This is a genomic window from Streptomyces sp. NPDC051636 (assembly GCF_044453765.1).
In the GTDB taxonomy this organism is placed as follows: Bacteria; Actinomycetota; Actinomycetes; order Streptomycetales; family Streptomycetaceae; genus Streptomyces.
Map to the genome: position 1 here is coordinate 21,771 of NZ_JBITDA010000036.1, position 16,033 is coordinate 37,803.

General features: G+C 67.6%; 1 protein-coding gene (running past one end of the window). It reads left to right on the plus strand.

Annotated features, from left to right (window positions below; all coding sequences use genetic code 11):
• Positions 1-16,033 carry the 5' portion of a lonely Cys domain-containing protein gene (locus ACIBBH_RS37715; RefSeq protein WP_399412691.1) on the plus strand. It continues 11,498 nt past the right edge of the window, so only the first 16,033 of its 27,531 coding nucleotides appear in the window; it begins with the start codon at positions 1-3; the stop codon falls past the right edge of the window.

Consider the following 16,033-nt stretch of genomic DNA (forward strand, 5'->3'; position numbering starts at 1 on the left):
GTGCTCCACATTCCGGATGGCATGCGCGAGTTCATGGAGGTGATGGTAGGTACCGATATTAGTGACGGTAACGAGGACAAAGGCTTCGCCAGTAAGGGCGCCGAAGATGGACTGGCGAACCTCCTCAACCATTTCCAAGAGTTGATGAACGGGGCGGTAGCTGTAGTCGGCGCCGCACTCCCGCCGGAGATCGGCAATCAGTTCATCAGCACAGTCCAACAGATCGCTGACTCCGCCAGCGAGTTGGCCGCACAAGCCCGTGCAAAGGGACGAGGGCAGATCAAGAAGGCTCTTTCCTTGCTCGAGGCCAAGGTCGAAGCCATCATCGAGTACACGACGATGATGACGATTATCGCTGTCATCCTGTCCATGTCCGCTTTCACCGGCGGGTTCCTGGCATCAGAGATCGCGTTGGAAGAAGCCCGCACTGCCCTGGCCATGATTCTCATCATGGAGCGGTTGGCTCACGCCGGGGGCACTCCCCTCTCCGCGGTCATCGAAATGATCGAGGAATTCCTCACCTCGGTGGCCGCACAACTGTTGTCGAAAGCCTCTGCGTCGGATCCCGATGCGCGGCATATTCCTTTCGATTGGAAGGATGCGGGGAGAGCTGCGTTCATCGGGCTTGTCGCCGGATTCTTGGGTCATAGTGCTGGCGACCTGGTCTGGAAGGGTGCTCGCAATTTCTTCAAGGACCGGCCGGAGGGGTACAAGCATGCGTTCGGCGTTCTTAACTCAGGTTTTAATGAAGGCTTTGCTGAAGGTGGCGCGGAATTCCTCGTCGGTGGCATGCTTGATGGCAAGTGGAAGTTTGATCCCAAGAACCTCTATCAGGCTGGAATCAGCGGTGCGATAACCCACAGTTTTGAAGACGTAGCCGGCGGCTTCGGTAAATTCCTGAACATACACATTTTCGGCGGCACCAACCTCCTCGTCCACAACACCGGTCCTCTTGGCGGCGGCAGTGGGGGAGGTGCCCGGCACGACAGCCCGCCTCCCCCGGTCACCACGAACCCCGATCCTGGGCAGGGCGTTGGTTTCAACAACAACGTCACCCCGCCGGCGCCCCTGCCCCATCAGGTCTCCACGACCACGCCGCCGCCGCTGCCTGTGCACGAGACCCCACCGCCCTCCACGCCGCTCCCGGCTCGTGCGCCGGAGCCCGTGCCCGCTCCTGCGCCCGAGTCCCCGCCTGACCTGGTGGCCCAGCCGCCGTACGACATCAGTGACAGCGAAGGCATCGCTCCCGCAGCGGAGTTCGCATCCGGTCACGGTGCCGCACCGGACCTCTTTCCCGAGAGCGACACCGCATCGTTCGTCAGCGATGTCTCGATCCTCAGTGATCCGGGACCGGTCGATGACTTCAGTGATGTCTCCAGTCTCAGCGATGTGGGACCGGTCGATGATCTCAGTGACGTGTCCGACTACACCGATCTCGGGTCGGTCGTCACGGACTTCAGCGTTCCCAGCGGCATCTCATTTGTATCGGACATCCCGGATCTCGGTGACGACGGTGTACGCACACCGCTCCTGGAGAAAGAGAGTTTCGACCTCTACGACGACCTCGCACCGACTGTGGGAAGCGACGGCCTGGACGGTTCGGCCACACCGACTCCTGGCGTCGGCCTGTCCCAGAGCCCAGCCCCGGGCCTCGGTCCGGGGACGGGAGCCGTCACGGCTTCCGTTTCGGAATTCACTGGCCCTGAGACCACCGACACCGAAGAGGGGCCTGCCGCCGTCCATCCGCTGGCCGACGCCGTCCACTCCTCACTCACCCCGCCGGTATCTGAATCCCCCGCACCCGTCCGCACTGACGGCCTTCCCCTCACGCATGACAGCGGCCTGCCGGACGACCCCGTCACCGCGGGAGGGACATCCACGCAGGCCCCGGCCTCTTCCCACCTCGGCAGCTCCACCACAGGTATCAGACCTGCGGTTCAGCAGGATTCGGGCACCGACGAATCGAGGTTGTCCCCCCATCAGTCGATCATCGACGATGCCGGCGAGGAGTCCGTTCACCGGCTGCCGGACAGCTCATCGACTGCGGATCGGGCTGCACCGACAGGCCGACCGGTTCCGAGTGCTACCGCGCCCTCCACAAGCGAGTCCACGTCTCCCTACCCGGACGAGACCGCCGCGCACCCGGATACAGAATGGGCAGCCGAGAACGAGACCGCGGACCAGACGCTGACCCATCCCATCACGGGGGAGGGCGACGGGACCACGGTCCAGCCAGGTGCCAGGCAGGCCGACCAGGCCGTGGCCCCTGCCCCGTCCGCCGACGGCGTCCACGTACCCGGGCAGCCGGTCCCGCACCAGCAGACGGTGGATCAGGACGAATTCCGTCCGGCAACCGAGAGCTCCGATCTCACCGACGTCTCCGGGACCGTGGGCTCGGTCGTGGCACAGCTGGTCCTCGATGGCCCCTCCCTTCCGGCCGGTCAGCCCTCGTCCCGGGGACCCGAGCCGGTCGCGGGTCAGCCGTCGGCGCAGGGCACCGGCGTGCAGGGTACGACGCAGACCGAGCCAGCCGACCGGCAGGCGGATTCCACAGCGGCTCGGCAGCCGGACGCCACGGACACCACCTCGGCTTCGACGCCGCATGCCAACCAAGGCGAGAAAAACGAGACCCAGGAAACCCCGGAAACCCTGGAAGTCCCGGAAACCGCGGAGAGCCCCCAGCACCCGGCACCGCTGCCAACGCTGTCTGCGGACGTGCCGGCCGACAGTCGGTCGGCACAGCAACCCTCCAGCGCACCGCTCCCGCCGCCCGCTCCCCACAACGGCCAGAAGCCCGGCATCACTTCGCGCGCGGTGACTTCCCACGAGGCCGGCGCCGACTTGGTCCCGGACGCACCGGCCGCTCCGGACGTACCTGCGGACCCTCTTCAGAACCTCCAGGACATAACCGACTCCGTTCCGCTCGTACCGGGCCAGGTGCCGGCTTCCGTCGGGGGCGCGGCTGGCGAGCCCGACTCCCGGAGTGCTGAGCAGGCGACGGACGACCAGGGCAGGTCGTATGCCAGGGTGTATCCGGAGCCTCATGGGGAGGGAGATGGCGAGGGCTCGACCGGCGCCCACCCACCCGCGGGCAATCCACCCACTGAAACTGAGTCGTCGCCGTATGGGGGACATGTCGCGGCGCCGTCCGTTCTGCCCTCGCCCGACCAGACGAAGCTGGATGTCGGCCAGCAGTTCAGCGAAGTCATGCGGAGCCTCGGCCATACTGTCGTCCTGTCGGGCGCCGCCCGGCGCAAGGTGCAGTTCCAGAGCCCCGTTGCCCTCCATACGGTGGATTTCCAGCTGGCGAGTGAGCGGGGGCCGACCGTTGACAGTATCAACCAGGCTGTTGCCCAGCGGCTCCCGGGAGCGCCATCCAATGCGCTGAGCATTTCGGCGGACGGCAGCACCCTGACGGGTGTGATCCAAGGTGTGGAGATCACCGTCGCTACCGCTGCCGCCTCCTATGCCGAGACCACCGTCATTGATGGCTTCACGGTGCCTTCGGACGTCCTCTCGCTGGCCGACATCGCCTACGAGATGGCACTGCATACAGACCCCAGGCAGCGTGAGGAGGACCTGTACGACCTGCTCTGTGGCACGGCCGATCCCCTCTTGAGGAACCACCTGTCGGTCGATGAGATCGAGACTTTGCGCGGAGAGGCGTACCGGCGCGCGGCCCCGCCCGGTGCCGCACCGACGCTGACTGCCCGGCTCTTCGACGTGGTGGAGGGCCTGGCCGGTCATGGCCAAGCACGTGCGGCACTGCAGGCGAGGTGGCAGGAGCTCGGCGCCGCACCGTTCGACCTCAGGTGGCTCAACCGGGGGCTGGAGCAACTGCGCAACGATGTGAATGCCGCCCGAGGGGAGTCGTCCGAAAAGATTCCGGAGCTGGCGCGGCGGCTGCCAGGGATGTCGTCGGCTGACCGGGCGTGGCAGCTGTCGCTGCTGACACCTGCCGAACGTGAACGGCTGGCGACCAACCGGGCGTTGGTGGATACGTTGCGAGGCGCTCTGCCCGCCTCGGAGTTCGCTGCCACGGCGGCTCAGCTCATGGTACAGATTCCGGACGGGGTGGAGCAGCCTTGGTCGGCGCGTCAGGAGGTGCAGGGGCAGATCGCACGCATGCTGCGGGATCCCGACGTGGCGGTGAAGCTACTGAAGGGTGGCTCGCGCGTCATCGTCGTGCCCCGGAGCCAGGCGTTGACGTCGCTGGACCCGTTCCGGCACCTGGCAGGGCACGACAATCTGGATCGTCTGCGCGGCCTGATGGAAAAAGGCCGAGTGGCGGCGGCCGAGGAGAATCTGCTGGGCGAGGTCAACAGCATTCCCGGGGCGCGCCCGGCACATCCGGACGGATACTCCTCGACCACCCATGAGTTTGCGCACGCGATCCATGACCATGCGCTGAGTCCCGCAGAGCGAAGACTCATCCGGGAGGCGTACGAGGCGAAGCTGGCCCAGGGGGATGCCGGAGTGTGGCCGGACGGCCCGTTGTACGGCACCGATACGCAGGGGGATCCCACAACCAACTACTCGTCGTCGAACCACTACGAGTTCTTCGCCCAGCTCACCAACGTCTACCTGGGCACGAACGCCGGGACGGACCCGCGTACCGGTAACCCGCGGAACAACGGGGGAGTGGAATGGGTGCGGCAGCACGAGCCGACACTGCTGCCACTCCTGCAGCGGTTGTATGGCGACGATCCGGCCGCCCTTCATTCCCGGGCGTCCAACCCGGTCGCGTCCGCCCGGGAGGAGAACGAGCTCTACGAAGGGTTCCGAGCCCTTTGGGACCAAGCCGAGGGCACATATGTGCCGCAGCCCCACGACTTCGTCTCCGCTCCCTCTCACCCCATGCCTGCGCCCGCCTTCGCAGTCGGTGCGGCGACGGACGCCCTCCCCGAGCCGCATGCTCGCCCCGCCGAGGAGTCGCGCTTGCTGCCTGTTCGGCAGGGCCGGGCCGCGTACAGCGGCTCCGGCAACCAGGGGGGAACTGCCGGCAGCGAGTGGAATCACCCGCCGGTACCCTCCGTCGAGGTCGCGAGCACCACAGGCAGTCGGGTCGGCGACCTCCTGGTGAACAGTTGGGAACCGACCGGCCGATCCTCCCAAGGCCCCAAGGCATCCACCCAGACGGCATTCGTCCGGCGGAGCCCGGACACGCCCGGCCAAGCGGTCGACTCCTGGACCGGTCTCCCGGAAAACCTGAGGAACGGGTTCACGCTGGGAGTCCACAGTGCGGAAGCCGCACGTCCCGCCGCCTCCCAACCCGTGCCGCCCACCGAGTCACCGGGGAGCGGTGAGCACGAGCCGTCGCGCACGACCAGCGGCCCCGTGGACCCCGAGGCGGTCCTCACCGCAGCTTTCCAACCACAGCCCAAGGTCCCGTGGTACGAGCAGCTCGCGGACACGGCGACAACCACCCTCGCCACGGTGCTCGGGGTAAGGACCACCAATCCGCGTCGGCGGCTGGCGAGGGCGGTCACCGTCCTTGACGCCGCCCGCTCCAGCGATCGTGACCTGCGGCAGCAACCGTTCGACCTGGACAAGCTCGCTCACCGGGTGCTCCATCTCTCCCCCGGGCAGCGGGTGACCCCCTCCCAACGCTGGGAACTGCTCGACATGGTCGCCGAGGCCGCGGCCGCAGGACGCGCGGGCAGCGTGCCGGCACTCATGGCCTACCACCTCCAGCATCGCCTGGGTGTGCTGTCGGACCCCGTGGCGCTCCACGCCGCCGCACACGGCGTCCAAGGAGTCAACTGGAGCCGCCGCCCGATCAAAAGCCTCAAGGCGGACAAGGTCATTACCTACGGGACGGCCACGCACCACAGGAGAGTCAGCGATGCTCCGTGGGGTCCGGGTCCGGTGTGGGCGGTGATCGGCAACGGCAGCCCTGAGTACATCCTGATACCGATGCACGACGGGTCCACGTACCCGGCGGGCAAGGAGGAGCTGGCCGAGCTGATGGCGCACGCGCCCAGTCGGGAGAAAGGCATGCCCATCGTGCTCCTGGTGGGCGAGGCCGGAGCCGGGCATCTGGAGCTTCCCCGGCTCATCGCCGACCGGGCCAGCGCCATCGACGGGACCGACGTGGACGTCTGGGCCACTGACAGGGAGCTGGAACGGCCAGTTCTGGGACTTGGCCACGTAGCCGGTGACCACTCGATTACCGCGCTGGATCATTACCACACCCATCGCTATTCACTCATCCCGCGGTGGATCGTCAGCAAGCGGGGGTATGTGCTGCGCGCTTGGAACCCGTCCGTTGCCGTCATACGCGCGACGAACGGCCGGAAGATCCCGGACAGCATGGTGCGCACCTACACCCTGCTGGAAGACAACCAGTCGGTCGGGCGGGCCAACTTCTCGGACAGGGACCGTCAGAGCAAATTCCACGGCAGCTTCGAACGTCGCTTCGGCCGGACGCGCTACGTGCAATGGGACAAGAAAGGGCGCGGCCGTGAGCCGAGGGATATTCCGCTGCCGATGAACGACGTTGGTGACAACTACCTGATCTCAGCACACGGAGACAAAGAAGGCACCGTCCACCTGAGCTTGACCGACGGTAGCTCTGTCCGTGTGAGCTATCCGGAGTACGCCCGCTACGTCAAGCGCCGACCCAGCTTCAACAAGTTCACCGAAGCCTCGGTCACCCTCTTGAGCTGCCACGCCGCTTGGGAATTCGGGGACGATGCCCTGGTAACACCCTCCGGGGCCCAGCAGTTCACCGACGCGCTGGCGGAGCCGACCGCCAAGAGGCGAATCCAGACCACAAAGGCGTCTTGGGGACCCGAAGACCTCAAAAGCCGCCCAGAAGTCGGCTTCTTCCTCGAAGATGACCCGGACGGTTCTACATACGACATCGACGTTTTCGGTCCTGCTCCGAGCGAGACAGAGCTGGCCGAACTGGCGGACCGTGTGGGTTTGAGTCCTCAGGCCGATCAGCGGACCACGCGGGTGCTGCGGTGGATCCGCGCGATGCAGTACTTCAAGTTCCCGGCCGCCGTTGACCCCAGTCGGCGAGAAGAGCTGCAGGCGGAGCTCAAGGGGTGGGCCGCCCTGGAGAACCTGCGGCTGGAAGACCCGGACGTACCCCTGACAGGCCCCGTGACGCTGCGCATGCTGGGGGAGTGGCTGGCTGACGACCCGTCGGCGCCGCCGCCATCTGGCCCCCGGGTGACCGCCGACTTCGTCAACTCGCTGGTGCAGGCGGGCAAGCAACTTTCCGGTTTGCAGGGCATCACCTTCGCCGAATTCATCCAGTCTGTAAGGGCTGAGCAGACAGAGTCGGCCGGCCCAGCCGGGAGCATGCCCGTCACGGGCGCCATGCCTGGGGACGCGATGCCCTACCCGGATCCGGCAAGCAATTTGGGGGATTCGGACACCGAGTCCGCTACGGCTCTCGCCATGCTCCCTGGGAGGGACTCCGATGGCTGGGAGCCGGTGCGGTCCATGGCCGGCGTAGGGCCGAAGGGCGGCGTAGGGCCGAAGGGCGGCGGCACGGCCGACTCGCAGGACACGCACACCACCGCAAGCGCTGACATCCCGGATACAGCTGTAAACGGCTCCACGTCGCAGATTCCGCAGATCTTTGTGACGGAACCTGACTCCTCCGAAATGAAGCCGCTGCCGGAACCGCATGCTGCCGACGAGGGACAGCCGTCTGTGCTGCCGTCCGCCGTGCGGCGCTCCGGCCGGTGGCGGCTGCCTCGGCATCTGGAGACGCTGAAGTCCTCGGGCTCGGCGACCATGCATGACCTGAAGGGGATTGAGTGGGTTGACGAGCAGATCCGTGCCCTGACCTCTGGGGGTTCTCCCGAGGAGATCGTGGAGGCGCTGCGGGGGAATCCGGAGAGTTTCCTTCGCCACGGCCGTCCCTTCCAGGTCAACGGCGGTGACGGCTGGTACGACGTCACGGTCGCGATCGGTCGTCACGCGGACGAGCGGCGGCCGCGGATTGATCTGCTGGGTGACCCCGAGGGCGCGGCATCGCAGACGTCGGTGACGCGTTCGGCAACCAAGGGGACTTCTGCAGTGTCGTCCGAGCAGCGCGGCTTTGCGATCAATCACGCGGGCCAGGTGCTCGTCCCGACACCTAACCCGGGCATTTTGGCGGGCGTCGCATATTCGGTCAACGTAGGTGTGCGTCAACGGGTTCTGACGGCGAGCAGTGAACAGAGCGGCACGCAGATCAAACAGGTGATCGGCGACAGGGGGACTGTTGATGTCCCCCGTAAGCTCGCTATCACCCTGCGGGTGAGCAAAAGCGGCGTGCGGGCCTCGCGGACCTTGAGCGGTGACAGTAGCGCCGTGCAACGGGTTCCGGTGCACGAGCTTGTGCCGGATGGGGCCACTGCGCCTGGTAAGTATGAGTACGAGCGCGTGGATGAGGAGTTGGGGCGCCGTATCGCCCATGCCCAGTCGTTTACGCCTCTCGGTGCCGATCTGGGGCCGCCGTATCGAGGCGGTGGCCTGTTCGAAGCCATCCGGAAACAGGTCCATCCCTCACTGGTCGCCCCTGAGGCACCGGGTCGGTCGGTGCTTTTCGATGCGGTGACCGAAGCCAACTTCGTCCGGGAGCTGCCCGGGATGCTGGCGGGCTGGGTGCCCTCGGAAACCATGGCCAGCGCTCATGGCCAGTCGATCGGTGGATACCGCCAGCGCGCGACGATCACCGCTCTGGCTCCGATGCCCCGTACCGGCAGTGCCGCCGGAGTACGGGCCGCGGATGTGACCGGGCAGGAGAGCGAGGGCGGCCGACGAGGTGAGAAGCCTGCGCCGGTGACAGTGGCCGACGTCTGGGACGCCGGTAACAGCCGTGCCTCGAAGGCGGAACGGCGGCACGGCGGGTCCGTGGCGCTGGGACCCGGCGCCGGGTTCGGGGCCATGAAGGGCGGGCCACGGGGGCGTGTGTTCCTTACGCCCGCCGTGGAATCCGGGTGGAAGAACGCGACCTCGGTGTCCACCTCGTTCTCGACGCAGACCGGGACGGAGATCGAGGGCCACCACGTGCACTACCAGGCTCGGGTACGGGTTGAGGTGCAGGGCACTGGCCCGAAGGCGGCCGGGGTGGACAGCAGTCGTCAGGCGCCGTCTCACACGACGGTGACGGTCAGGTTCTCGTTGTGGGAGGAGGAGGCTGCCGAGCTGGGGCTGCTGCCGGAGGGCGCACGGCCGGGTCCGATGTTCACGAAGGACCCTGGTGTTGAGCGGATGATGTCGCCCTGGGACGTGAAGGCTCGGGAGACCAAGATGGTGGGGCTGGACACGGCGCCGTTGCTGTCCTCACTGACGGAGTTGTTCGGATCGGATTCCCGGCTGGCCGGGTTCCTGCCGTCTTTCGCCGAGGGCAAGAGGAAGCCGACGTGGCGGACCTCCTTGTCTGACGAGGCCACGCAGCAGGCGAACTACCGGGAATTGACGACCAAGTTGTCGCCGGGGAATCTGCAGACCCGTAAGAGGAAGCTGCTGACCGCGGGTGTCAAGGTCTCGCTGCGGCAGAAGCATTTCTTCACCAAGGAGACGGTGACGATCCGGGTCAAGGCAAGGCCGGCACCCGGGAATCTTGATTACCGGGGTGACATCAATGGCTGGGCGCTGCTCCATGGCTCCGGGGCGGAGGCCGGTGCCCAGGACGGGGTAGGCAGCAGCCAGGGTGGTGGCCTGCGGGGGCGGTTCAGCGCGAAGCCGATTCCCGGCAAGTTCTACGTCATCGGAACCGCGAGTGGTGGTGGTTCCAGTGTCCGCGAGGCGCAGGGCGGGCCGAGCGCCGGCAACGTGACCGGTATTCTGCATCAGGGGGACTCCTCGACCAGTGCCTTCGCCGGGGACCTGGTGTGGGACGTTGAGATCACCTCCGTCAAGCGGACCCGGAACTGGATGCGTGCGGGGCTCCCCAGTCTCCGCCCGGGCCGGCATACGCCCACGGTTTCCCCGATCGCCGGCACCGACGCAGAACCGGACGCCGAGGTCACCACGATCGCGAGCACTGATCGGCGCTTGGGCAAGGGCGTTGCTCCGCTGACCGTGCCGGACGCACCGGTGATGTTCATGGCGCCGGCTTCCCTCACGCTGACGCCGGAGCAGCACGCTCGGCTGGAGCCGGTCGGCGAGCCGGTGCCGATCGACGTCCCTGCTGTTACGGGGATCACCTCGCTGTATGACGAGGACTGGGCGGCACCACCGGAGGAGCAGCGCAAGGTCACCGACTGCCTTCTGCCGAAGTTGATGGTCGACGAGGTGGCGGTGGACTTGGCGCTCGAGCTGCTCAAGAACGCTGCGGGCCAGGGCGACGCCGCGTTGGCCACCCCTGGCCTGGGCCCCCGAAAGCGGGTGGAGGACGCGTTCGACGAGGACGAGGTCGAGGGTGGTTTCGAGGTCGCCACCAGGGGCGTGTTGCTGGCGGACCACCTGCGGTTCGACCGTCGCTGGAACGGGCTCGATGGCCGCGTGGGTGCCAGATTCCACGTGGTGAACCCCACGGTCGTCCTTGTCACGCCGGGCCCGGCGGTGGATAGGGTTTTCACCGGAGGGCATCAGGCGGCGAGCACCCGCGGTGGCGGCGTGTCAGTGTCGACGTCCTTGATGCTCGCGGGTGCCGGTGATGCCGCTGCGTATTTGTGGCTGCTCGGCGGGCCGAGCATTGGGCGCGACCGGAGTTGGGTCAAGGGGTCCTCTCTGGCGCTCTCGGGAACGGTGGAGCGCACGTCGGTCTCCGCGCTGAAGGACCGGATGGTGCTGGTCCAGTGTGACCTTGACGTGCTGGTGGTGGCGGAGGTCTCCGTCGGCGGTAAGACACCGGGTATCGCGGCTGGCGGTAGGCACATACCGGGAGGGGGTCATCTCTGGCTGAGTGTGGAGCAGGTGCGGGCGCTGGGTCTCGGCCGGGAGCTGGACGCCCAGCTGTCCCTCTCCACCGTGTCGACGGCCGCACCCTCCCTGCCCCCGGGCGTGCCCCGGATCGAGGAACTGCCGGACACGGCGGAGGACACGGACCAGGCCACGGACTCGGCCGCGGGCCAGGTCACAGAGGTGGTCGCGGACACGGACACAGGCGCGGTCGTGCGGGGCCAGGTATCCGCGCTCGCGCCCGTACCGGCTGTTTCGGACCTGGCCGCCGGACTGAGCCTGGAGGTCACGGGTCCGCCGGGGCTCGGATCGATTGAGCACGCACCTGGTTTCGCGCGGTTGCTGGGCGCGCTGCGGTCGCGGCTGCGGGAGCTGCACGATGAGAAGCGGGCTGCGGAGGTGTTGCCGGAGCAGTTGGTCATGGACCGCTACCACAACAACCAGCGGCTCATGACATTGCTCGGTCCGGTGGCCAGCAAGGGGCTGATCGGCAGTGCGATGGACGGCGGCTCCCCGGTCGTGCTCTATGACGGCAACGGCAAACCCGTGTATGTGGTGCGCTTCGTCGTGACGGACGACGGTGCGGGTACCTTGGACGGCCGTCCCTCTGAGCGGCGCCACATGAGGTACGCCACCAGTACGTCGTACACCCGTCAGAAGTCCAAGGGCTCCGCTGTCGCCCACTCGACCGGTGTGGCGTTCCTGCCGGTCTACAGCTTCACCGCTGATAAGAAGGGTTCGCTGGCTCCAGCGCCCGCGTCAACGGCTGAATCAGCGGACTCGGTGTCGCATGTGCGTGCCTGGGAGCACAAGTTCAAGGTGGAGGTCGCCGCGCCGGCCGATGCCCTCGCTGTGAAGACGCGTTTCCCGGTGGCAGCGCGGCTGGACCTGTACCGTCCGGGCGAGCCGGTGGACGGTGCTCCGTTCGCCACGGTGCCGCTTGAGCCTCGCCAGGGCAAGCCGGACGACCGGTTCTTCGTGATCCGGATGCTGGAGTCGGATCTGCGGGCCCTGGCGCGTCTGGGCCCGGGACGTGGTCAGCCGCCCGCCGGCTGGCGTTCCATGGCGCAGGCGCAGCCGTCGCCGCAGTGGCGTGCGCAGGGCACGCCACTGCCGCCGGAGGCACAGGTCAACAACTTCCAGGGGACGCCGGCGGTGCTGGCGGCGCTGCAGCGGCTGGCGGAGGATCTGGGCGCGTCGCCGAAATTCCACACCACAGAGCAGTCGGCGCGGGTACGCGAGCAGGGGCTGTCCCACGAGTGGCTGGTCTCCGCGCTGCCGATGCTGGCCGCGGTGGGCGGGCAGTTGCCGAACGAGTTCGTCTCGGAGCTGCTGGGTGGTCAGGATCTGGACATCGAGGTCAGTGCCCGGTTCGCCGGTGGGCAGGTCCTGGGCGTCGGTGACCGGATGGACTTCCAGTCGACCGCTGGGAACACTGCGGGGGCTCCCCGGCTGACCCAGACCTCGGCGTCCACCTCCGTCGCTTCCAGCGAGGCGGGAGGCACGCCGGCAGCAGGTGGCGGCTGGCTGCGGTACCGGCAGCAAGACCTCGGCGATCTGCCGGTCACCGGCGAGTGGAAGATCGGTCACGGAGCCGGGGCGGACTCCTCGACGGCTTCGGCGTACTCGCCGGCCGGCAAGATGCGCGATGCGTCGGTCCTGGTGAGCTTCGATGTGGATCTGCGGCTGGAGGCAAGCCTGCGCGACCGCATCAGGTACGCGCTGGGAGCCCAGAAACCGGCCGTGGGCACGGCGGAGGTGCCGCTGGCCAAGCCGGTGGTGGTCCGTATGGGTCTGCGGTCGGCCCGCCGTCTGGCGATGGCGGGCCTGATCAGCGACCCGCAGTCCCGTCTGGGGCTGCCCGTGCCGCCGGACAAGCCCGTGGACCGTGGGTGGTATCAGCGGATTCTGGCGCAGGAGATTGTGGGCGGTGGCAATCAGGTCGGGGAGGCGTCGTACTCTCCCGACGAGTTCGCGCGCCGGAGTGCCGATCTGCGCAAGGTGAGCCAGGCGGCGGTCTACCGGGAGTGGAGTGGGCCCGAGGGGGCCCGGGTCAGCACGGTGCGGAAGATTCCGTTCGAGGACCGGCCCCGGCACACTATGGCCGGGCATGGTGTCACCGCCCATATCAAGGTGCCGTTGGCCGGCGGTGAGGTACGCAGGATCAGCGGTCCCGAGGTCACGGACTGGGCTCTGTCGCGGCAGAGTCTGGCACGGCTGGCTCCTGGCACGGTCATCGTGATGCTGTTCTGCGGCGACGGGCTGAACGACGAGATGGCCGCAAGCCGTGTTGCTGCCGCCACGGGCCTGACGGTCATCCATCCCCTCTATGAAGCCAGCCTGGAGGGTGGGCAGATCCACCTGCGGACCGGCCCCAACGGTGAACCAGGCCGCTGGGTCATCACCTACCCCGATGGCAGGACCGAGATCTACGACCCGGAGACCGGGCCTTCAGCCGACACCACACCCGACGACAGCACGCCCTACCCCGACCCGGCGGGGGACCTCCTTGATTCCGGGACTGGGCCGGCGGGTGTACTCACCCGGGTGTTCGGGGATGAAATCGTCAACGCCCTGCAGTACGGGCGGCTGTCGAACGCCGTGGCTGTGCTCGAGGCGGTCCGATCCAGCGAGCGTATTTTGGGTCGGGGGCCGTTGAACGTGGACGCCCTTGCCCGCCGGGTGCTCCACATTCCCGCTGCCCGGGGCGTCACCCCCGCCGAGCGCCATGCACTGTTCCACGTGGTCGCCGACGCCGTGGACGCGGGGCGCGCGGGCAGCATGGCGGCTCTGGGGGCGTTCTACCTCCAGAGTAAGGGTGCACTGGTGGGCACCTGCCGGTTCAAATCCGAAGGGCGTGGTGTCAAGGGGGTCGACTGGATTGGAGGGAACATCAGGTTCCGCGCGGACAAAGTCCGTGTTACCGATGGTTACCGGGATGAATGGTCATCCCCGGATATCAGCGCTCCTGTCCCATGGGGCCAAGGGCCTGTCTACATGGTGCGCGCGCGGACCCACGAGTACTTTCGCGGCGGATCAGACGGACCCGTCGCTGTGTACGTCACCGTACGGATTGGGGAGGCCGAATTCACGGTGGGCGTGGAAGAGGCGACCGAGCTGATCGTGCACGATCCCGCCCGGCCGCGGGGTGCGCCCATCGTGCTCCTGGAGCGCACGCACTATTCCGAACACCGGTCCCCGCATTGGCCCGCGTTGATCGCCGTCCGGGCCAGTGCGGTTGACAGGGCCGCGGTGGAGGTCTGGTCCACCGACCTGCGTCTGCTAGATCCTCCGGAGGAACGAAGCAGGCTCCTTCGTTCGTTCCAGAGGTCGCACACGATCACCATGCGGGGCTTCGGCGGCCGCAACGACGGGATCATCAGGCAACCCCCTCTCATGGGGCGTTGGGTGGTCACCAAGCTGGCAAGTGCGCCGCCCGCCTCCGGCCCGTCCGGCCAGAGCACCAGCGGTCCGGAGGACCGGATCTCCGTGTCGAGCACGGTCGGCGAAATCACCGAGCGTGGGTTCACCTTCACCCGGACGATCGAAGACGCGCCCCCGGCCTACAGGGGACACGGCGAGATCGCGGAGGACCCGCTCCCGCCCTACACGCCCGCTCCGGAAGAGGATGACAATCCGCCGGCCTACCCCGACCCCCAGGACAACCTCGGGGAAACCGAGTCGACGGCACCGGCCGGGTCCACGCCTGCGGCGGGTACCACTCCGGAGGAGGTGGAGCTGCGCCGGACGGTGCGCGATGGGCTTGCCTCGCTGTCCGGGGTGACGGTGGTCGTGGACGACGCCGCGAACTTCGGTCACCAGGCCGCGGCCACCATGTTGATGGATTCGCTGCAGGAGCTGGGCTACGCGGGACGCATCACCGTCATTGCTCCGGAGAGTGTGCGCGACCGGCTCCGGTTGCTGGTGCCGGATGCGATGAACGAGAGGATCGACTGGCGGACGGGCACGTTCGGTATGGATGCGCCGCCGTCCGGTTCCCGTGGCAGTAGTGATGGCGTGCGCGACAGGGACTCGCTGGTTCTGGTGGCCGCGAATGACCGCCTTGACTCCGACCCGGATACGGCCAAGCACTTCCTGGACTTTGTCGGGGCGGATCGAGCGGTTGTACTGAAGCCGTACGCCTGGGGAGAGTCCCGTCGTCTGCTGTACACCCGGTCCGGGCCGGACTCTCCGGTCACGGTCGACGATCTGGAGAACGACGGGACGGACACCCCGCCGATCCCCAGTAGTGCTCTGTACCGGTTCCACGTCCCGACGTTGGCCAATCCTGAGCTGGACGCCCTGATCACCGCGCAGGTCGGTGGCGCGCGCGGCGAGGGGCTGCGGGCTTTGGTGGGCGCGGTCCGCGGGGGCCGGACGGATCTGATGCCGGTCTACGGTCTGCATAATGTGGCGGCGCCCGGCCGCGCCTCCGCCGTGGGCACGCTGGCCGGCGGGGTGCATTTGGCCGGGCTCGGAAGGCCTTCGGTGGTGATGGTCTTCGGCGATGCCACGGTGCCGTTCGCTCCGCGCCACACCGCGGACTGGCTGGTCCACGCCGACCTGGGAGATCCGGACCTGCCCGAGCGGATCGCAGGACTCGGCCCGGACCAGGTACTGGTTGTGAACGGCGGGCGGTTGCCGCAGGACGTGTTCCGGCAGGTGTATCAGCTCGGTACCCTGCCAGCCGTGCTGGAGGGCGCCAACACCAGTAACCTGGTGCAACTCCTCGGCCGACCCTACTTTTCCGTACTGACGAACCATACGCCGTACGACCGACTCGACCCCGACGCCGCCGACCGGCTCGAGGGCGTCACCGACGCCATCGTCGCTGAGAGCGAGTGGGGCGCCCGGCTGGAGGACGCTCCGGGGTGGGAGGAACTCCAGAGGGCCGAGACCGCTCAGTCGGTGCTGCACTCGCTCCCCGCTCAGGACGGCGGCCGGCTCCTGACGCAGGACGAGATGCAGCGGCTCACCGACGTCCTGCCGACGGAACGGATCACGGACATCCTCGGGGACGACGACACCGTCCGGCGGATGGTGGACTACGACCCGAGCGACCTGCGGCAGTTCAAGCGGCAGATGCGGGAACCCGCCGAAGTCGTCATCAATGCTTCCCAGGTGGCGTTGCTGCACGATGCGGTCCACGCCTTCCGCGCCGGACAGGAGGCGGTCGTACGGG